This is a genomic window from Pseudoduganella sp. GCM10020061, assembly GCF_042683405.1.
Classification (GTDB): Bacteria; Pseudomonadota; Gammaproteobacteria; order Burkholderiales; family Burkholderiaceae_D; genus Telluria.
The window spans coordinates 728320-746302 of sequence record NZ_JBHUJS010000003.1 but is presented as its reverse complement, the minus strand read 5'-3'; the positions used below and the strand labels follow the sequence as shown (position 1 = coordinate 746302).

19 protein-coding genes are annotated in these 17983 nt (G+C 66.6%); 12 read left to right on the top strand and 7 right to left on the bottom strand.

Features of this window, described 5'->3' with window-relative positions; all coding sequences use genetic code 11:
- Window positions 1–12: 12 nt before the first annotated feature.
- From ACFSQR_RS10730 to ACFSQR_RS10690, 9 genes are all read left to right on the top strand, one after another.
- Entirely contained in the window at window positions 13–1215 is a 1203-nt protein-coding gene (locus tag ACFSQR_RS10730) for a phosphoglycerate kinase (protein WP_377729758.1), read from the top strand.
- Window positions 1216–1275: 60 nt separating this feature from the next.
- On the top strand, window positions 1276–2724 hold the full coding sequence (gene pyk / locus ACFSQR_RS10725) for a pyruvate kinase (RefSeq protein WP_377729757.1): 1449 nt from the start codon (window positions 1276–1278) through the stop codon (window positions 2722–2724).
- Window positions 2725–2803: 79 nt separating this feature from the next.
- Complete coding sequence (gene fba, locus ACFSQR_RS10720; RefSeq protein ID WP_377729756.1) at window positions 2804–3868, top strand: class II fructose-bisphosphate aldolase; 1065 nt, start codon at window positions 2804–2806, stop codon at window positions 3866–3868.
- A gap of 97 nt (window positions 3869–3965) precedes the next feature.
- Window positions 3966–4364 carry a GFA family protein gene (locus tag ACFSQR_RS10715; RefSeq protein WP_377729755.1) on the top strand — a complete coding sequence of 133 codons (399 nt, stop codon included), beginning with the start codon at window positions 3966–3968 and terminating at the stop codon, window positions 4362–4364.
- A gap of 2 nt (window positions 4365–4366) precedes the next feature.
- Window positions 4367–5263 carry a phosphoribosylaminoimidazolesuccinocarboxamide synthase gene (locus ACFSQR_RS10710; protein WP_377729754.1) on the top strand — a complete coding sequence of 299 codons (897 nt, stop codon included), beginning with the start codon at window positions 4367–4369 and terminating at the stop codon, window positions 5261–5263.
- Between the two features lie 2 nt (window positions 5264–5265).
- Complete coding sequence (gene purE, locus ACFSQR_RS10705) at window positions 5266–5763, top strand: 5-(carboxyamino)imidazole ribonucleotide mutase (RefSeq protein WP_377729753.1); 498 nt, start codon at window positions 5266–5268, stop codon at window positions 5761–5763.
- A complete protein-coding gene (locus ACFSQR_RS10700) occupies window positions 5760–6944 on the top strand; it encodes a 5-(carboxyamino)imidazole ribonucleotide synthase (RefSeq protein ID WP_377729752.1) in 1185 nt (394 codons plus the stop codon). The genes purE and ACFSQR_RS10700 overlap by 4 nt, the downstream gene beginning before the upstream one ends.
- A 2-nt stretch (window positions 6945–6946) precedes the next feature.
- Entirely contained in the window at window positions 6947–7978 is a 1032-nt protein-coding gene (locus ACFSQR_RS10695; protein WP_377729751.1) for an L-threonylcarbamoyladenylate synthase, read from the top strand.
- A gap of 163 nt (window positions 7979–8141) precedes the next feature.
- Entirely contained in the window at window positions 8142–9509 is a 1368-nt protein-coding gene (locus ACFSQR_RS10690) for an SGNH/GDSL hydrolase family protein (RefSeq protein ID WP_377729750.1), read from the top strand.
- A gap of 217 nt (window positions 9510–9726) precedes the next feature.
- On the opposite strand, the gene ACFSQR_RS10685 is transcribed toward ACFSQR_RS10690, so the two are convergent.
- Both ACFSQR_RS10685 and ACFSQR_RS10680 read right to left on the bottom strand, forming a co-directional pair.
- On the bottom strand, window positions 9727–10914 hold the full coding sequence (locus tag ACFSQR_RS10685; RefSeq protein ID WP_377729749.1) for an acyl-CoA dehydrogenase: 1188 nt from the start codon (window positions 10912–10914) through the stop codon (window positions 9727–9729).
- Window positions 10915–10979: 65 nt separating this feature from the next.
- Window positions 10980–11480 (bottom strand): flavin reductase family protein, encoded by a 501-nt coding sequence (locus ACFSQR_RS10680; protein ID WP_377729748.1) that lies wholly within the window; start codon window positions 11478–11480, stop codon window positions 10980–10982.
- Window positions 11481–11660: 180 nt separating this feature from the next.
- Between ACFSQR_RS10680 and msrA the strand changes: the two genes are divergently transcribed.
- A complete protein-coding gene (gene msrA / locus ACFSQR_RS10675; protein WP_377729747.1) occupies window positions 11661–12206 on the top strand; it encodes a peptide-methionine (S)-S-oxide reductase MsrA in 546 nt (181 codons plus the stop codon).
- A gap of 22 nt (window positions 12207–12228) precedes the next feature.
- On the opposite strand, the gene ACFSQR_RS10670 is transcribed toward msrA, so the two are convergent.
- Together ACFSQR_RS10670 and pdxH are read right to left on the bottom strand one after the other, a co-directional pair.
- Window positions 12229–13431 carry a class I SAM-dependent methyltransferase gene (locus tag ACFSQR_RS10670; protein WP_377729746.1) on the bottom strand — a complete coding sequence of 401 codons (1203 nt, stop codon included), beginning with the start codon at window positions 13429–13431 and terminating at the stop codon, window positions 12229–12231.
- A 29-nt stretch (window positions 13432–13460) separates the two neighbouring features.
- A complete protein-coding gene (gene pdxH / locus ACFSQR_RS10665) occupies window positions 13461–14636 on the bottom strand; it encodes a pyridoxamine 5'-phosphate oxidase (protein WP_377729745.1) in 1176 nt (391 codons plus the stop codon).
- A gap of 84 nt (window positions 14637–14720) precedes the next feature.
- On the opposite strand from pdxH, the gene tcdA reads away from it, so the two are divergent.
- Window positions 14721–15575, top strand: a complete 855-nt coding sequence (gene tcdA, locus ACFSQR_RS10660; protein ID WP_377729744.1) for a tRNA cyclic N6-threonylcarbamoyladenosine(37) synthase TcdA — start codon at window positions 14721–14723, stop codon at window positions 15573–15575.
- A 32-nt stretch (window positions 15576–15607) separates the two neighbouring features.
- Complete coding sequence (locus tag ACFSQR_RS10655) at window positions 15608–16138, top strand: FKBP-type peptidyl-prolyl cis-trans isomerase (RefSeq protein WP_377729743.1); 531 nt, start codon at window positions 15608–15610, stop codon at window positions 16136–16138.
- Between the two features lie 49 nt (window positions 16139–16187).
- Here ACFSQR_RS10655 and ACFSQR_RS10650 read toward each other — a convergent pair whose 3' ends face one another.
- The 3 genes from ACFSQR_RS10650 to ACFSQR_RS10640 form a co-directional block, all read right to left on the bottom strand.
- Window positions 16188–16505 (bottom strand): hypothetical protein, encoded by a 318-nt coding sequence (locus tag ACFSQR_RS10650; protein WP_377729742.1) that lies wholly within the window; start codon window positions 16503–16505, stop codon window positions 16188–16190.
- An 8-nt stretch (window positions 16506–16513) separates the two neighbouring features.
- On the bottom strand, window positions 16514–17242 hold the full coding sequence (locus tag ACFSQR_RS10645; protein WP_377729741.1) for a hypothetical protein: 729 nt from the start codon (window positions 17240–17242) through the stop codon (window positions 16514–16516).
- A gap of 136 nt (window positions 17243–17378) precedes the next feature.
- Window positions 17379–17861 (bottom strand): CinA family protein, encoded by a 483-nt coding sequence (locus ACFSQR_RS10640; RefSeq protein ID WP_377729740.1) that lies wholly within the window; start codon window positions 17859–17861, stop codon window positions 17379–17381.
- Between the last annotated feature and the right edge of the window lie 122 nt (window positions 17862–17983).

The following is a 17983-nucleotide window of genomic DNA, read 5'->3' as shown; positions in this document are numbered from 1 at the left end:
ATCTGGATAGCCATGCAAGGTGTGCTCAATTTCAAGCGACTGCAAGACCTGATCGACCAGGGCGCCCTCAAGGGCAAGCGCGTCTTCATCCGCGCCGACCTGAACGTGCCGCAAGACGACAACGGCAACATCACCGAAGACACCCGCATCCGCGCCTCGGTGCCGGCGATCCGCGCCGCGCTCGATGCCGGCGCCGCAGTCATGGTCACCTCGCACCTGGGCCGTCCTACCGAAGGCGAATTCAAGCCGGAAGACTCGCTCGCCCCTGTCGGCAAGCGCCTGTCCGAACTGCTGGGCATGGACGTGCCGCTGCGCCAGAACTGGGTGGACGGCGTGGACGTGCAGCCGGGTCAGGTGGTGTTGCTGGAAAACTGCCGCGTGAACAAGGGTGAAAAGAAGAACAGCGACGAGCTGGCGCAGAAGATGGCCAAGCTGTGCGACATCTACGTCAACGACGCCTTCGGCACCGCGCACCGCGCCGAAGCGACCACCCATGGCATCGCCAAGTTCGCACCGGTGGTGTGCGCCGGCCCGCTGCTGGCGGCCGAACTCGATGCACTGGGCAAGGCGCTGGGCGCGCCGGCACGTCCGATGCTGGCCATCGTGGCCGGCTCCAAGGTCTCGACCAAGCTGTCGATCCTGAAGTCGCTGGCCGACAAGGTGGATAACCTGATCGTCGGCGGCGGCATCGCCAACACCTTCATGAAGGCCGCCGGCCTGAACATCGGCAAGTCGCTGGCCGAGCCGGACCTGCTGGACGAAGCGAAGGCCATCATCGACATGATGGCCCGGCGCGGCGCCCAGGTCCCGATCCCGGTGGACGTGGTGTGCGCCAAGGAGTTCTCGCCAAACGCGGCAGCCACCGTCAAGGACGTGGCCGACGTGCAGGACGACGACATGATCCTCGATATCGGCCCGAAGACGGCGGCCATGCTGGCGCAGCAGATCGCCGCGGCCGGCACCATCGTCTGGAACGGCCCGGTCGGCGTGTTCGAGTTCGACCAGTTCGCCGAAGGCACCAGGACGCTCGCGAACGCGATCGCCGGATCGAAGGCGTTCTCGATCGCCGGCGGCGGCGATACGCTGGCGGCCATTGCCAAGTACGACATCGCGGACCGGATCGGCTATATCTCCACGGGCGGCGGCGCCTTCCTCGAGTTCCTCGAAGGGAAAACGCTGCCTGCGGTGGATATCCTGCTGCAGCGCAGCGCCTGACCGACAGCGGACCAACAGCGCAGCACCTTGCTGCGCTTTTTACTTTCTCCAGGGAGAACTATGTACCGAGGCACCAAGATCGTTGCAACCATCGGACCGGCATCCACCGACTTCGATACCCTCGTTAACATGATCCGCGCGGGCGTGGACGTGGTGCGCCTGAACTTCTCGCATGGCCGCGCGCAGGACCACATCGACCGCGCCAACCTGGTGCGCCGCGCCGCCGCCGAGTGCGGCCGCGAAGTGGCGATCATGGCCGACATGCAGGGTCCGAAGATCCGCGTCGGCAAGTTCGAGGAAGGCCGCGTCGAGCTGGTGCCGGGCGCCAAGTTCATCCTGGACGCGCGCTGGGGCGAAAAAGGCGAGCTGGGCAACATCGAACGTGTGGGCCTGGACTACAAGGCGCTGCCGCGCGACGTGCGTCCCGGCGACAAGCTCTTGCTGAACGACGGCCTGATCGTGCTGATCGTGGACAAGGTCGTGGGCGACGAAGTGCACACCACCGTCAAGGTGGGCGGCGAGCTGTCCAACAACAAGGGCATCAACCGCCAGGGCGGCGGCCTGACCGCACCGGCGCTGACCGCCAAGGACATGGAAGACATCAAGACCGCGATGAGCTTCCAGTGCGACTACCTCGCGATCTCGTTCCCGAAGAGCGCGACCGACATGGAAATGGCGCGCCAGCTGGCCAATATCGCCGGCGAGCCGTACGGGCACAAGCCGCTGATGATCGCCAAGATCGAGCGCGCCGAAGCGATCCCTGCGCTGCAGGAGATCCTCGATGCGTCGGACGGCATCATGGTGGCGCGCGGCGACCTGGCGGTCGAAGTGGGCAACGCCGCCGTGCCGGCGCTGCAAAAGCGCATGATCCGCATGGCGCGCGAGCAGAACAAGCTGGCGATCACCGCGACCCAGATGATGGAGTCGATGATCGTCAACGCCGTGCCGACCCGCGCCGAAGTCTCGGACGTGGCCAACGCGGTGCTGGACGGCACCGACGCGGTGATGACGTCGGCCGAAACGGCATCGGGCAAGTACCCGGTCGAGACGGTCGAGATGATGAACGCGATCTGCGCCGAAGCGGAGAATTCCGAATACAACAAGCTAGACGCGGACTTCCTGAACATCCAGTTCACCCGCATCGACCAGTCGATCGCCTACGGCGCGCTGTTCACCGCGCACCACCTGCGCGTGAAGGCCATCGTGGCGCTGACCGAATCGGGCTCCACCGCGCTGTGGATGAGCCGCCACAGCATCGATACGCCGATCTTCGCGCTGACCCCGTCCGTGACGACCCAGCGCAAGGCCTCGCTGTACCGCAACGTGCGCGCCTACCACCTGGAGCAGGAAGGCGGCAGCCACGCCGTGCTGAGGCAGGCCGAGGAACTCCTGATGGAGCAGGGTATCGTCAAGAAGGGCGATATGATCGTGGTGACCTGGGGGTCGCCGATGGGGCAGGCGGGCAGCACTAATGCGCTCAAGATTGTGCGCGTGGGCGAGTTCGACTAAAAGGCGGGGACAGTCCCAAAGGGACAGTCCCGACAGCGGCTAGCGGGCCGTACAGATTTCTATTGTTTGGAGTACTACTATGGCACTCGTATCTTTGCGTCAACTGCTGGACCACGCCGCCGAAAACGGCTACGGCTTGCCAGCCTTTAACGTCAACAACCTGGAACAGGTGCAGGCCATCATGGCTGCCGCCGATTCCCTGAACAGCCCGGTGATCATGCAGGCGTCGGCCGGCGCCCGCAAGTACGCCGGCGAAGCGTTCCTGCGCCACCTGATCGACGCGGCGGTGGAATCGTATCCGCACATCCCGGTCGTCATGCACCAGGACCACGGCCAGTCGCCGGCAGTGTGCATGGCCGCGATCCGTTCGGGCTTCTCGTCCGTGATGATGGACGGCTCGCTGCAACTGGACGGCAAGACCGTCGCTTCCTACGACTACAACGTTGATGTGACGCGCGAGACCGTCAAGTTCGCGCACGCGATCGGCGTCTCGGTCGAAGGTGAGCTGGGCGTGCTCGGTTCGCTGGAAACCATGAAGGGCGACAAGGAAGACGGCCACGGCGCGGAAGGCACCATGACCCGCGAACAGCTGCTGACCGACGTCGACCAGGCTGCCGACTTCGTCGCGCGCACCCAGGTGGACGCGCTGGCCATCGCCATCGGCACCTCGCACGGCGCCTACAAGTTCTCGCGCAAGCCGACCGGCGAGATCCTGGCAATCGACCGCATCAAGGAAATCCACGCGCGCATCCCGAACACCCACCTGGTCATGCACGGCTCCTCGTCGGTGCCGCAGGACCTGCTGGCCGTGATCCGCGAATTCGGCGGCGACATGAAGGAAACCTACGGCGTGCCGGTCGAAGAGATCCAGGAAGGCATCCGCCACGGCGTTCGCAAGATCAACATCGACACCGACATCCGCCTGGCGATGACGGCGGCGGTGCGCCAGTTCATGTTCCAGAACCCGTCCAAGTTCGACCCGCGCGACTTCCTCAAGCCGGCGCGCGAAGCGGCGATGAAGATCTGCAAGGAACGCTTCTCGCAGTTCGGCTGCGAAGGCATGGCCGACAAGATCAAGCCGATCCCGCTGGAGAAGATGGCCGAGCGCTACAGCAAAGGCGAACTGGCCCAGATCGTCAAATAAGCAAAGAAGGGGACTGTCCCTATGGGACTGTCCCCGGCCTTTAGAGAGCCCGCCTCCGCTCAATGCGCCGGCGGGCTGAACCATTAGAAAGCTAGACATGGCGCGATACCAGGGCAGTTGCCTGTGCGGCGCGGTCGGATGGGAAATCCGCAGTGCGATCGGCGGCACCAGCAATTGCTGGTGCCATATGTGCCAGAAGCAGCACGGGGCCGCGTTCGCGCCCTACGCCAACATCGCGAGCCGCGATTTCGGCTACACGCGCGGCGAAGACAGCGTGGCGCGCTACCGTTCCTCGCCGGACGTCGAGCGCACCTTCTGCAAGGTGTGCGGCGCCAACCTGACGTGGCAGCAGGACGGGCACCAGGACCGGATCGGCGTCACGCTCGGCACCTTCGACACGCCGTACGAAGGCGCGGTGACGCGCCAGCTCCATATTGAAAGCAGACCGGGCTGGTTGCCCGGCATCGATGAATACTTACACTCCAGGGAATCCTAAAGATGGCTGGCATCCTCGAAACAAACCTCAAGTCGCTTCCGTTCCTGCACCGCGGGAAAGTGCGTGACATCTACGCCGTCGGCGACGACAAGCTGCTGGTGATCCAGACCGACCGCCTGTCCGCCTTCGACGTGATCCTGAACGATCCGATCCCGGGCAAGGGCAAGATCCTGACCGCGATGTCGAATTTCTGGTTCCGCAAATTCGCGGACCTGATGCCGAACCACGAGACCGGCATCGACCCGCTCGACGTGGTGGCGCCGGAAGAGCGCGACCAGGTCGAGGGCCGCGCGATGGTGGTGAAGAAGCTCAAGCCGCTCGGCATCGAGGCGATCGTGCGCGGCTACCTGATCGGCTCCGGCTGGAAGGACTACCAGAAGACCGGCAAGGTATGCGGCATCGACCTGCCGGCCGGCCTGAAGGAAGCGGAAAAGCTGCCGGAAGTGCTGTTCACGCCGTCGACCAAGGCGCCGGTGGGCGCGCACGACGAGAACATCTCGTTCGAGCAGGCGCAGGAGATCGTCGGCGCGGACGTGGCCAAAACGGTGCGCGACTACGCCATCAAGCTGTACTCGGCGGCGGCGGAGTACGCGGCGCAGCACGGCATCATCATCGCCGACACCAAGTTCGAATTCGGCCAGGATGCCGACGGCAAGGTGTACCTGATCGACGAGATCCTGACGCCCGATTCCTCGCGCTTCTGGCCGGTGGAGAGCTATGCCACCGGCATGTCGCCGCCGTCGTACGACAAGCAGTTCGTGCGCGACTACCTCGAAACGCTGAAGGACTGGAACAAGGCGCCGCCCGCACCGCCGGTGCCGGCCGACGTGATCGACAAGACCAAGGCCAAGTACCTCGAAGCCCTGGAACGCCTGACCGGCGAGAAGCTGAAGGTATGAGCATGGCAGAAGATGTGAAGCCGGTTGTCGGCATCGTGATGGGTTCCTCGTCCGACTGGGACGTGATGCAGCATGCGGTCGCCATCCTCAGGGAATTCGGCGTGCCGCACGAGGCGCAGGTGGTGTCCGCGCACCGCATGCCCGACGAGATGTTCGCGTATGCCGAAAGCGCCCGTGCGCGCGGCCTGCGCGCCATCATCGCAGGCGCCGGCGGCGCCGCGCACCTGCCGGGCATGATCGCCGCCAAGACCATCGTGCCGGTGCTGGGCGTGCCGGTGCCGTCGCGCTACCTGCGCGGCGAGGATTCGCTGCTGTCGATCGTGCAGATGCCCAAGGGCGTGCCGGTATCGACCTTCGCCATCGGCGAGGCGGGCGCGGCCAACGCTGCGCTGGCCGCGATCGCGATGATCGCCACCACCGACGACGCGCTCGCCGCGCGCCTCGAGGACTTCCGCAAACAGCAGACCGCAGCCGCCAAGGCGATGACCCTTCCCGTATGAGCACGACCAGGCAACCTCCATTCCTTCCGCCCACCACGCTCGGCGTGATGGGCGGCGGCCAGCTGGGCCGCATGTTCGCGCACGCCGCCCAGGCGATGGGCTACAAGGTCGCGGTGCTGGACCCGGCCACCGACAGCCCGGCAGGGCAGGCGGCCAACCAGCTGATCGCGGCCGGCTACACCGACGACACGGGACTGGCCGCGCTGGCGGCCGAGTGCGTGGCCGTCACCACCGAATTCGAGAACGTGCCGGCCAACAGCCTCGCGCTGCTGGGCGACCGCGTGTTCGTCGCGCCGTCGGCCAGCTGCGTGTCGATCGCGCAGGACCGCGTGCTGGAAAAGCGCTTCTTCGTCGACTGCGCGCAGCACTCCGGCGTGATGCCGGCGCCGCACCAGGTGATCGCCTCGGCCGCCGACATCGATGCCATTCCTGACGAGCTCCTGCCCGGGATCCTGAAGACCGTGCGCATGGGCTACGACGGCAAGGGGCAGGTGCGCGTGGCCTCGCGCGCCGACGTGCACGCGGCGTTTGCGGCGATGGGCGGCGTGATCTGCCTGCTCGAGAAGATGCTGCCGCTGGCCTACGAAGTGTCGGTGCTGACCGCGCGCGGGCACGACGGCGAATCGGTGGTGTACCCGATCGCCGAGAACGTCCACCGCGACGGCATCCTGTTCACCACCACCGTGCCGGGACCGAACGTGTCGGCCGCGTGCGCTGCGCGGGCGCAGGATGCGGCGCGCGCGATCGTCGCGCAGCTCGGCTACGTGGGCGTGCTGTGCATCGAATTCTTCGTGCTGGAAGACGGCTCGCTGGTGGTCAACGAGATGGCGCCGCGCCCGCACAACAGCGGGCACTACACCATCGACGCCTGCGTCAGCAGCCAGTTCGCGCAGCAGGTCCGCGCGATGGCGCGCCTGCCGCTGGGCGACGTTCGCCAGCACTCGCCGGCCGTGATGCTCAACATCCTGGGCGACGTGTGGTTCGAGGACGGCAGCGACACGGCGCGCGAGCCGGCGTGGGAACAGGTGCTGGCGCTGCCCGGCGCCTGCCTGCACCTGTATGGCAAGGAAGAGGCGCGCCGCGGCCGCAAGATGGGCCACATCACGTTCGTGGCGCCGACGCTGGCGCAGGCGCAGGAACAGCTGCGCGAGGCCTGCGCCATCCTGGGAATCGCCCTGTGACCATGGACGCACCGGACATCGACCACGACGCCATCGCCGCCGCCGCGCGCGCGCTGGAACAGGGCCGGCTGGTGGCGTTCCCGACCGAGACCGTGTACGGGCTGGGCGCCGATGCGGAGAACCCGCAAGCCGTGGCCAGGATCTACGCCGCCAAGGGCCGGCCGCAGGACCATCCTGTCATCGTCCACATCGCGCCGGAGGGCGACCTGGCTCATTGGGCCGCCGACATTCCCCCGGAAGCGCAGCAGCTGGCCGCCGCCTTCTGGCCTGGGCCACTGACCATGATCCTGCGCCGCGCACCGGGCATTCCGGATGCGGTGTCGGGCGGCCAGGACACGGTCGGCCTGCGCAGCCCGCAGCATCCGGTGGCGCTGGCGCTGCTGCGCGCCTTCAAGGGCGGGCAGGGCGGCGTCGCCGCGCCCTCGGCCAACAAGTTCGGCAACGTCAGCCCGACCACGGCGCAGCACGTGCGCGACGAATTCGGGGCGGACGGCACGGTTGACATGGTGCTGGATGGCGGCCAGTCGCAAGTGGGCATCGAATCGACCATCGTCGACATGTCGCGCCTGGCCACCCACGGCCCGGTGCTGCTGCGTCCGGGCCACATCAGCCCGGAGGCCATCGCCGCCGTGATCGACATGCTGCCGGTCGCGCCGGACGCCGCCGCGCCGCGCGCCTCGGGCACGCTTGAATCGCATTACGCGCCGCACACGCCGGTCGCCATGCAGGACAGCGCCACATTGGTCGAGACGCTCGCGCGCCTGCGCGATGCGGGCCGCAGCGCCGCCCTGATCCACTATTCCAGCCTGCCGCACCAGGGACCGGAGGTGCGCCTGCCGGCCGAGCCGGAGGGCTTCGCCCATGCCCTGTACGCTTCGCTGCGCGCGATGGACCACTGCGGCGCCGACGTCATCCTGGTCGAAGCGCCGCCGCGCGACGCGGCCTGGATGGGCGTCAACGATCGCCTGCGCCGCGCCGCGCACGGCTCGACCGGCATCGTCCACGGCCTGCTCCAGCGCGACATTCCCGAATGACGGCACGGTTTCCGGCGGCCTGTCGCGGGCCTGCCGCGGACCGTCGCGCACTTGACCAAAAGCTACGCTTTTTCCTGTACAACAGCTGAGAACGCTGGCATATTAGTTATCAAGCGAATAGTACGTGCGTTCGTTTCTTCAATAAGAATCCCAAGGAGACAAAATGCGTCAATCTAACTACGTGCTGGCACTTGTCGCGGCAGCGGTCCTGGCGGGCTGCGGCGACAGTGGCAGCGGCCCGGCCTCGACCCTCCTGTCCAAGGCGCAAAAGCCGGTATTTGCGCGCCAGGTCGTGTTCGGCGACTCGCTGGCCGACGTGGGCAGCTACAAGGTCGGTCCGATCGCAGCAGCGGGTGGCGGCAAGTTCACGGTCAACGGCGTGGTGGCGGGCAAGCCAGAGCTGGATGGCCGCACCTGGAGCGAATGGCTGGCAGCGACCATGGGCATGTCCGCGCCGTGCGCAGCGCAGACCGGCCTGAACGGCCAGGGCATGTTCGCGGTGCCGGTACAGAACCACCTGAACTGCTACAACTACGCACAGGGCGGTGCGCGCGTCACCAACCCTGTCGGTCCAGGCAATGCACTGACCGGCGATCCGACCGGCGCACTGACCGTGCCGGTGGTGACTCAGGTCGCCACCCACCTGGCCCGCAACGGCGGCAAATTCGGCGGCAATGAAGTCGTCTACGTGATGGCAGGCGGCAACGACCTGCTGATGCTGATGGGCCAGCTTGCCGCTGCAGCGACCGCCGCCGGTACCAGCGCCGGCCAGACCGCATTCGGCCAGAGCCTCGTGACCCAGCTCGCTGCAGGCGCACCGAATCCGCAGAGCGCGGCCGTCGCCATCGCCACCGCGATGCAGACCGAGCGCGCACGTCCGGGCAGTACCGACCAGACCGTTGTGGGCGCCGCAGTGACCGCCGCCGTCATGGCAGGCAACACCGCCGCCGGCAGCCCGGCCGTGTACGGCCCGATGGTGGCCACCGCGACCGCAGCCGGCCAGGCGGCAGGCGCCAAGGCGGGCCAGGACTACCTGACCGCCAACGGCCCGAACAACGTTCCGGCGATGGGCGCGGCCGGCGCCGAACTGGCGAACATCATCAACACCCAGATCCTGGGCAAGGGCGCCAAGTATGTGGTGGTCAACAACCTGCCGGACGTCTCGGTGTCGCCGTCGGCACGCTCGCAGAGCGCCAGCGCCCAGCAGCTGATCAAGGGCATGGCCACTTCGTTCAACACCGCGCTGCGCGCCAACCTGCCGGACGACGCGCGCGTGCTGTACGTCGACCTGTTCGCGCTGTCGAACGACCAGTTCGCCAACCCGAGCAAATACGGCCTGACCAACACCACGGCAGTGGCGTGCGGCCCGAACGCCGGCGGCACCTCCTCGCTGATGTGCAACGGCACCAACCTGGTCGCGGGCGACGTCAGCCGCTACATGTTCGCCGACAGCGTGCACCCGACCCCGTACGAGCACTCGCTGGTCGCGCGCTACATCGCCGACCAGATGTTCACCAAAGGCTGGCTGTAAAAAAATGGGGACAGACCCCATTTAAAATGGGGACAGACCCCATTTTTAGGCGGGTATAAAAAAAACGGGAACCCGAGCCGGGTTCCCGTTTTTTATTTGGCTTGCAGCGCCGGAGATGGGCGAAAAATGGGGTCTGTCCCCATTTTGGACAGCGCCGGAGATGGGCAAAAAATGGGGTCTGACCCCATTTTGGAAATGGGGTCTGTCCCCATTTTTGTTAGCTGAAGGCCTGGATGCCGGTCTGGGCGCGGCCGAGGATCAGGGCGTGGATGTCGTGCGTGCCTTCGTAGGTGTTGACCACTTCCAGGTTGACCATGTGGCGGATGACGCCGAACTCGTCGGAGATGCCGTTGCCGCCCAGCATGTCGCGCGCGGTGCGGGCGATGTCCAGCGATTTGCCGCAGGAGTTGCGCTTCATCATGGAGGTGATTTCGACGGCAGCCGTGCCTTCGTCCTTCATGCGGCCCAGGCGCAGGCAGCCCTGCAGGCCCAGCGTGATCTCGGTCTGCATGTCGGCCAGCTTCTTTTGCACCAGCTGGTTGGCGGCCAGCGGACGGCCGAACTGCTTGCGGTCCATGGTGTACTGGCGCGCAGTGTGCCAGCACGCTTCGGCCGCGCCCAGCGCGCCCCAGGCAATGCCGTAGCGCGCCGAGTTCAGGCAGGTGAACGGGCCCTTCAGGCCGCGCACGTCCGGGAAGGCGTTCTCTTCCGGGCAGAACACTTCGTCCATGACGATTTCGCCGGTGACCGAGGCGCGCAGGCCGAACTTGCCGTGGATGGCCGGCGCGGACAGGCCTTTCCAGCCCTTTTCCAGCACGAAGCCCCGGATCGCGCCTTCGTCATCCTTGGCCCACACCACGAACACGTCGGCGACCGGGGAGTTGGTGATCCACATCTTGGAGCCGGTCAGCGAGTAGCCGCCGTCGACCTTGCGCGCGCGCGTGACCATCGAGCCAGGGTCGGAGCCGTGATTCGGTTCGGTCAGGCCGAAGCAGCCGATCCATTCGCCGGTGGCCAGCTTGGGCAGGTACTTCTGGCGCTGCGCCTCGGTGCCGAATTCGTAGATCGGCACCATCACCAGCGAGGACTGCACGCTCATCATGGAACGGTAGCCCGAGTCGACGCGCTCGACTTCACGCGCGATCAGGCCGTAGGCCACGTAGTTCAGGCCCGGGCCGCCATACTGCTCGGGAATCGTCGGACCCAGCAGGCCGAGCTCGCCCATTTCGCGGAAGATCGACGTGTCCATCTGCTCGTGGCGGAAGGCCTCCAGGATGCGCGGCTGCAGCTTGTCGGCGCAGTAGGCCGCTGCGGCGTCGCGCACCATGCGCTCGTCGTCGGTCAGCTGGGAATTGAGCAGGAGCGGATCGTCCCAGTGGAACTGGGCCTTGCGGTGTGCGTTCATGGCGTCTCGTTATAGGGAAATAAGGGTAGGTTGTATAGGCAACTTAACTGACAATTCTACCGCGTTTATGTGCTGCTGAATCGCCCGTGGTGGAAAATCAGGGCCGGCAGGTCGGTGTATTCGCAGTGCTCGACTTCGCCCACGAAGATCACGTGGTCGCCTTCCGGATAGCGGCTGCGGTTGTGGCATTCGAACCAGGCGGAGGCGCCCTTGAGCACAGGCTGGCCGGTGCGCGACAGTTCGAACTCGACCGAGTCGAACGGGTTTTCGCCGCGGGTGGAAAACATCCGCGCAACGTCGGCCTGGCCGGCCGAGAGGACGTTGATCACGTAGTGCGAGTTGCCGCTGAAGATGGGCAAGCTGTTGGCGGCCGAGCCGAGGCTCCACAGCACCAGCGGCGGATCCAGCGAGACGGAATTGAACGAGCTCGCGGTCAGGCCGCGGAAGGTGCCGTCGGCGAGCCGGGTCGTGATGACCGTGACGCCTGTGGCGAACTGGGACAGGGCGCGGCGAAACTGGACCGTGTCGAACTGGCGCGCGTCGGCGCGGGGGGAGCTTATGTTCATCGCTTGCTTGGGGAATTTGCACCATTATGCCAAAAAAACCACCTGCCCCTGCGAAAGGCTGCGGCCGCGCCTGCCGGGATGCGTGCGCAAGGGACTGCCGGGCGCACTGGTCTATACTGTAGAGGCAGGACGCAAGCAGCGGCGGGTCCGCCGTTGCCATCACCGGCTGGAGCACATCACATGGAAGAGAGAACAATCGAGACCGCCATCCTGGGCGGGGGCTGCTTCTGGTGCACGGAGGCGGTGTACCTGGAGACGCGGGGCGTGACCAAGGTCGAATCCGGCTACATGGGGGGCCACACCGAGAACCCGACCTACGAACAGGTGTGCTCGGGAACCAGCGGGCATGCGGAGGTGGTGCGGGTGGAGTTCGACCCGGCCCAGATCTCGTACCGCGACATCCTCGAGATCTTCTTTACCATCCACGATCCGACCACGCTGAACCGGCAGGGCAACGATGTCGGCACGCAGTACCGGTCGGTGATCTTTACCACGTCGCCGGAGCAGGAAGCGACCGCGCGCCAGGTGATGGGCGAGATGGCGCACGTGTGGACCGCGCCGCTGGTGACCGAGATCCAGCCGCAGCAGAAGTGGTACCGGGCCGAGGACTATCACCAGGATTACTTCAGGCAGCATCCGCTGCAGGGGTATTGCGCGTTCGTGGTGGCGCCCAAGCTGTCCAAGTTCCGGCAGACCTTTGCCAGCCGCGTCAAGGACGCCGGCTGACGGGGAGGCGACCGTCCGCCGGTTACTGGTACATGTAGCGGCGCGACCAGGGGTGCGCGGCGGCGGGGCCGCCGGCCTTGCTACAGACCACCTGGTACAGGCTGATCATGTCGTGCTCGAAGGCCCAGGCGCAGCCCGCGAGGTAGACGTGCCAGATGCGGAAGCGCCGCGCATCCGTCAGCGCCGCAATCTCGGCGGAACGGGCCTCGTAGTTCTCGGTCCACAGCGCGCAGGTGCGCGCGTAGTGGCGCCGCAGGTTTTCCACGTCCAGCACTTCCATCCCGCCCTGCTGCATGGCGCGCAGCACGGCCGACAGGTGCGCCAGCTCGCCGTCCGGGAACACGTACTCGGCGATGAACTCGCCGCCGCCGTAGGGCGTAGCGCCGCCCGCCGGGTCGGTGGAAGTGATCCCGTGGTTCATCGCCACCCCGTCCTCGGCCAGCAGCTCGCACATGCGCCGGAAGTACTCGGGCAGGTGTGCCACCCCCACGTGCTCGAACATGCCGACGCTGGTGATGCGGTCGAAGCGGCCGCGCACGTCGCGGTAGTCCTGCAGCCGGATCTCGACCCGGTCCTCCAGCCCCTGGGCGCGCACGCGCTCACGCGCCAGGCGCAGCTGGTTTTCGGACAGGGTGATGCCGACGCAGCGGGCGCCGTACCGTTCGGCGGCGCGGATTGCCAGCGCGCCCCAGCCGCAGCCGATGTCAAGCAGGGTCTGGCCCGGCTGCAGGCGGATCTTGTTGAGGATGTGGTCGATCTTCTTGACCTGCGCCGTGGCCAGGTCCTCGTCGCCGTTCTCGAAGTAGGCGCAGGAATACACCATGGCCGGGTCCAGCCAGGCCTGGTAGAAAGCGTTGGAGACGTCGTAATGGTAGGCGATCGCCTTGCGGTCCTTCTCGCGCGTGTGGCGCAGGTGGTGCACCGCGCGCCCCAGCCGGCCTTCGGGCTTGAGCGAGGCGCGCGCCAGCGCATTGACCACGGCGATCATGTCCTGGGCGCGGCCGGTGACCTCGATCGCCCCTTCCACGTAGGCCTTGCCGAGGTTGTACAGCGAGGGGCTGAGCAGGTAGCGCAGCGCGCCGGGATCGGGCACGCGCACGGTGACGCGCGGCGGCTCGGGCGAGAAGTCATAGCGCTGGCCGTTCCAGAGGTCGACCCGCAGCGGCAGCGTGAGCTGGCTGCGGACGTCGCGGCTCCAGGAACCGAGTCGGGCGAGGTCGAACATGGCGCCTCCTTCCGGCGCCCAGGGCGCCTCTACGGTTGCAAACGCTGCCGCGACCAGCTGCCGTCAGGCTGGCGCGTGTACACGATCCGGTCGTGGAACCGCGAACTGCGGCCCTGCCAGAACTCGATCCGGTCCGGCACCAGGCGGAAACCGCCCCAGTGCTCGGGACGCGGCGGATCCTCGCCGAAGCGGCTGACGACCGCCTCGTAGTTGCGCTCGAGCGCCTCGCGGCTGCCGATCGGCCGGCTCTGGTCAGACGCGATCGCGCCCAGCCTGCTCTTCAGCGGCCGGCTGCCAAAGTAGCGGTCGCTTTCCTCCGCCGAGGTGCGCTCCACCCTTCCTTCGACCCGAACCTGGCGCTCAAGTTCACTCCAGAAGAATAGCAATGCGGCATGCGGATTGGCGCACAGTTCCCGTCCCTTCTGGCTGTCGTAGTTGGTGTACCAGGTAAAGCCGCGCTGGTCGAACTGCTTGACCAGCACGATGCGCGAGCTGGGCCGTCCGTCCGCGCCCACGGTCGAGACGCCCATCGCATTCGGCTCGTTGACCTCGGCGCGCAGGGCCTGCTGGAACCACTCTTCGAACTGCTCGATGGGATTGGCGCGCACTTCCTGTTCCGACAGCGCGGCCTGCTCGTAGTCCTTGCGCATGTGCGCGACGCGCTCGCCCGCCGGGAGGATGCCGCGCCGTTCCTGCATCGCGCGGCCCAGCTGCTCCATCTGCGCGCCGCTGAACAGGCGCAGCGCCATCGGCGCGACCTGGCCTTCCTCGATCTCCATGTGGCGCGCATAGGCGTCAGCGAAGCGCGCCGCGGCGCCCGCATCGAGCGCCTGCGCCTGGCCTTCCGCGATCGCCGCCAGCGGGCCGCGCAGCTGCTGCCACATGGCTTCCATCTCGGCGTGCTCCTGCAGCAGCTGCGGCGCCAGCCGGCCCAGCAGCGCCGCGTCCTCGCCGGACGCGGTCGCCTGGAGCATCGGGATCAGGTCGTGTTCCTCGTCGTCATGGTGCAGGTTGGCGGCCTTGTCGAAGTAGGACAGGATCGCGCGCGCGGCCTGCTGCGCGTCCTGGTCGGCGCCGTGCGCGGGCAGGTGCGCCAGCAGCTTGTGCAGCGTGGAGAGCTGCTTGCGGATGCGGTCGTGGCAGTGCTTGAGCACCGCGACAGGCTGGTCGAAGCCGGGAGCCGGTTCAGGAAGGGCGAAGGTCATGGCGGGGGCGGTGATGAATTGACATTACCCGGCATTTTAGAGCAGCCGGATGGCCCCGTCCGTTAAAATGCGCGCATGGATGCGATGACTACCCCACCCGGCGCAACGGCCGCCTGCGACCCTGCCGACGAAGTCGATTTCGAGCGCCGCTTTGGCGGCATCGGACGGCTGTACGGCGCCCGCGCGCTGGAGCGCTTCCGCAACGCGCACATCTGCGTGGTCGGCGTCGGCGGCGTCGGCTCCTGGGCCGTGGAGGCGCTGGCCCGCAGCGCGATCGGCCAGCTGACCCTGATCGACCTGGACAACGTGGCCGAATCGAACGTGAACCGCCAGATCCAGGCACTGACCGGCACCGTCGGCATGCCCAAGATCGATGCGCTGGCCGCGCGCATCGCCGGGATCAATCCGTTCTGCAAGGTCAACCTGGTGGAAGACTTCGTCGCCGCCGACAACCTCGACCAGTTCATCGGCGGGCGCGGCTTCGACTACGTGATCGATGCGATCGACAGCGTGCGCGCCAAGACGGCGCTGATCGCCTATTGCGCTGAACACCAGATCCCTTTGGTCACGATCGGCGGCGCGGGCGGCAAGGTCGATCCGACCAAGATCGCGGTGCGCGACCTGTCCAAGACCGAGCAGGAACCGCTGCTGGCCAAGGTGCGCCGGCGCCTGCGCAACAGCCACGGCTTCCCGCGCGGCTCCAAGAACAACTTCCACATCGACGCGGTGTTCTCGATGGAGCCGCTGAAGTTCCCGGAAGGGGACGAGGCGGCGTGCTCGGTGGATGGCGACGAGCGCGGCGGCGTGTCCGGCCTGAACTGCGCCGGCTTCGGCTCGACCATGGTGGTCACTGCCAGCTTCGGCATGGCCGCCGTGGCGCACGTGCTGAACAAGATGGCCGATGCCGTGGTGCATCCGAAAGCGGCCCTGCTATCATAGGCGGGTCTTTTTTCTTCTTTGAAAGATTAGCAATGATTCGACCATTCGTATTCAGCGTACTCGCGATCGCATCTGCGGCCGCCCTGGCGCAGAGCGCAGCGCAGGCGCCTGCCGCCGCTGCCGCCGCGCAGTCGGCCACCTCGGTTGCCGAGGCGCAACCGGCCGCGGCGCCCGCGCCTGCAGCGGCGCCAGCCGAGCCTGCAGCTCCCGCGCTGCCTCCGCTCGAGAAGATCGACAATGTGGTGGGCAAGGGCGCCCTGGCCATGCCGGGCAAGACCGTCTATGTGCACTACACGGGCTGGTTCTACAAGCCGCTGGCGGTGCGCCAGCGCGGCCGCAAGTTCGACTCCTCGCTCGACCGCGGCGAGCCGCTCGAATTCCCGCTGGGCGCAGGCAAAGTGATCAAGGGCTGGGACCAGGGCGTGGAAGGCATGCGGGTCGGCGGCAAGCGCACGCTGATCATTCCGTCGCACCTCGCCTATGGCAAGAAAGGCGCGGGCGGTGGCTTCATTCCGGCTGACGCCGACCTGATCTTCGACGTCGAACTGCTCGACGTGAAGTAATGCGGAAAGCGGGCCGTGCCGCCCGCCCTGCGGGCAGTACGGTTCCTTCCTAGGCGAGCAGGGCCTGGCCGAGCAGCACCACCAGCGCGCCCAGCACCGCGGAGGCGGCCGCAATCGCGATCGTCCGCTTCTCCTGCGCCAGCAGTCCCGCCATGCCGGGTGCCGCGGCCGGCGCCGCGATTCCGCCCGCCGCGCGCGCATGCGCCACCAGCTCGCGGCTGGCCAGCTCGATCGCCGCGACGTGGCGTTCCACTGCTTCCTCCAGCACCGCTTCGTTCAGCGCCACCAGGGCGAACACGGGATCGTCCACGTCGATCTTCACCCCGGTCTTCTCGAACACGAGCGTGCGCAGTTTTTGCTGGTCCATGGCGGTCCTTACCAGTTGACCTGGCCGAGCTGCGCGAACAAGTCCTTGAACACGACCTTGATGCGCTGCTTTTCCATGACGTTGAAGCGGTCGCTCGCCTTCACTTCTTCCGCGGTCAGGCGGGCGGTGTTCATTTTCTTGATGTCGGCGCCGAAGGTGTCGGCGTTGCGCTGCGCGAGCACGATGCGCCCGACCACGCGCGCCGAATTGTCGACGTAGGTCTGCGATTCGGTGAACACCTTGCCCGAGGCCGAGGCCAGCTTGCCGAAATGCTCGTTCTCCCACAGCACCAGCGGCACGTCGGTCGACTTGGCGGTCGACACGAAGCCGGTCGCGGTGTCGTGCAGGGTGTCGCCGCCGCCCACGATGGTATGGATGTAGACCTTGCGGCCCGAATCGCGCAGCAGGTCGAAGCAGTCGTTTTCGAGCAGGTAGGACATCAGCGGCGAGAAGGTGTTGGCGCCGTTGTCGACCACGCAATTGCCGCCTTCCTCGAGGATGTCGATCATCAGCGCGTCGAAGCGCTTGGGGTCGATCGTGCGGTTGTCGGTCATGACCGGCACGTGCTTGACGTTCAGTGCCTTGTAGCGCAGGAAGGTGGCGTTTTCCTGGTCGGTGTCGTAGCAGCGCAACGGGGCGTCGCTGTCCTGCTTCAGGTATTGCGCGACGATGGTCGATACCAGCGTCTTGCCGATCCCGCCCTTGCCCTGCAGGATGAAGTGAACCGAATTATCCATCGAAAAAATGCTCCGTATATTTCAGCCTAGAACTATACAGGGGTCGATGGCGGCAGGCGAGCAAAAAGCGCCCCGCGAACGGGGCGGGGCAGGTAGCGGTGCCGGGTTGCCGAAAGCACCGGGCTGGTGCTCCGGATTATTCGATGAAGCGCAGCAGGCCTTGCAGGGCGTGGCGGACGGTCTGCTCGCGCACCGACTGGCGGTCGCCCTGGAACACCAGCCGTTCGGTGCGGACGGTCTCGCCGCGGGCCCAGCCGAAGCAGACAGTGCCCACCGGCTTGCCGGGCACGGCGCCGGTCGGGCCGGCGATGCCCGTGGTCGAGATGGCCACGTCGGCGCTGCTGTTGGCCAGCGCGCCCACCGCCATGGCGGCGGCCACCTCCTCGCTGACCGTGCCATGCTGGGCGATCAGCGCCGCCGACACGTCCAGCAGTTCGGTCTTGGACACATTGGAGTACACCACGAAGCCGCAGTCGAACCAGCCTGTCGAGCCGGCCACTTCCGTGACGGCCTGGGCGACGCCGCCCCCGGTACACGATTCGGCAGTGGCGAGCATCAGTTGCTTGCTTTGCAGCGCGCGGCCGGCCTGGGTGGCCAGGTCAAGAAGTTCGTTCGTCACATCAGGCTCCTGTTGTGGTTCGTTCCGGTCCCATTCTAGCGCGGAGAATTGAAAAATGGGCAACCGTTCGTGCATAAAATGCTCACCCGGCCGGGTCAATTTAACGTACAGTTAATTGCGAT

What these genes read in the sequence shown, in the direction of transcription:
- ACFSQR_RS10700 (WP_377729752.1), top strand. Translation starts at nt 5,760, where the DNA reads ATGAGCACGACCAGGCAACCTCCATTCCTTCCGCCCACCACGCTCGGC.
- fba (WP_377729756.1), top strand. Translation starts at nt 2,804, where the DNA reads ATGGCACTCGTATCTTTGCGTCAACTGCTGGACCACGCCGCCGAAAAC.
- ACFSQR_RS10695 (WP_377729751.1), top strand. Translation starts at nt 6,947, where the DNA reads ATGGACGCACCGGACATCGACCACGACGCCATCGCCGCCGCCGCGCGC.
- ACFSQR_RS10685 (WP_377729749.1), bottom strand. Translation starts at nt 10,914, where the DNA reads ATGAACGCACACCGCAAGGCCCAGTTCCACTGGGACGATCCGCTCCTG.
- ACFSQR_RS10650 (WP_377729742.1), bottom strand. Translation starts at nt 16,505, where the DNA reads ATGGACCAGCAAAAACTGCGCACGCTCGTGTTCGAGAAGACCGGGGTG.
- msrA (WP_377729747.1), top strand. Translation starts at nt 11,661, where the DNA reads ATGGAAGAGAGAACAATCGAGACCGCCATCCTGGGCGGGGGCTGCTTC.
- ACFSQR_RS10670 (WP_377729746.1), bottom strand. Translation starts at nt 13,431, where the DNA reads ATGTTCGACCTCGCCCGACTCGGTTCCTGGAGCCGCGACGTCCGCAGC.
- pyk (WP_377729757.1), top strand. Translation starts at nt 1,276, where the DNA reads ATGTACCGAGGCACCAAGATCGTTGCAACCATCGGACCGGCATCCACC.
- ACFSQR_RS10680 (WP_377729748.1), bottom strand. Translation starts at nt 11,480, where the DNA reads ATGAACATAAGCTCCCCCCGCGCCGACGCGCGCCAGTTCGACACGGTC.
- ACFSQR_RS10655 (WP_377729743.1), top strand. Translation starts at nt 15,608, where the DNA reads ATGATTCGACCATTCGTATTCAGCGTACTCGCGATCGCATCTGCGGCC.
- tcdA (WP_377729744.1), top strand. Translation starts at nt 14,721, where the DNA reads ATGACTACCCCACCCGGCGCAACGGCCGCCTGCGACCCTGCCGACGAA.
- ACFSQR_RS10710 (WP_377729754.1), top strand. Translation starts at nt 4,367, where the DNA reads ATGGCTGGCATCCTCGAAACAAACCTCAAGTCGCTTCCGTTCCTGCAC.
- ACFSQR_RS10730 (WP_377729758.1), top strand. Translation starts at nt 13, where the DNA reads ATGCAAGGTGTGCTCAATTTCAAGCGACTGCAAGACCTGATCGACCAG.
- purE (WP_377729753.1), top strand. Translation starts at nt 5,266, where the DNA reads ATGGCAGAAGATGTGAAGCCGGTTGTCGGCATCGTGATGGGTTCCTCG.
- ACFSQR_RS10645 (WP_377729741.1), bottom strand. Translation starts at nt 17,242, where the DNA reads ATGGATAATTCGGTTCACTTCATCCTGCAGGGCAAGGGCGGGATCGGC.
- ACFSQR_RS10690 (WP_377729750.1), top strand. Translation starts at nt 8,142, where the DNA reads ATGCGTCAATCTAACTACGTGCTGGCACTTGTCGCGGCAGCGGTCCTG.
- ACFSQR_RS10715 (WP_377729755.1), top strand. Translation starts at nt 3,966, where the DNA reads ATGGCGCGATACCAGGGCAGTTGCCTGTGCGGCGCGGTCGGATGGGAA.
- pdxH (WP_377729745.1), bottom strand. Translation starts at nt 14,636, where the DNA reads ATGACCTTCGCCCTTCCTGAACCGGCTCCCGGCTTCGACCAGCCTGTC.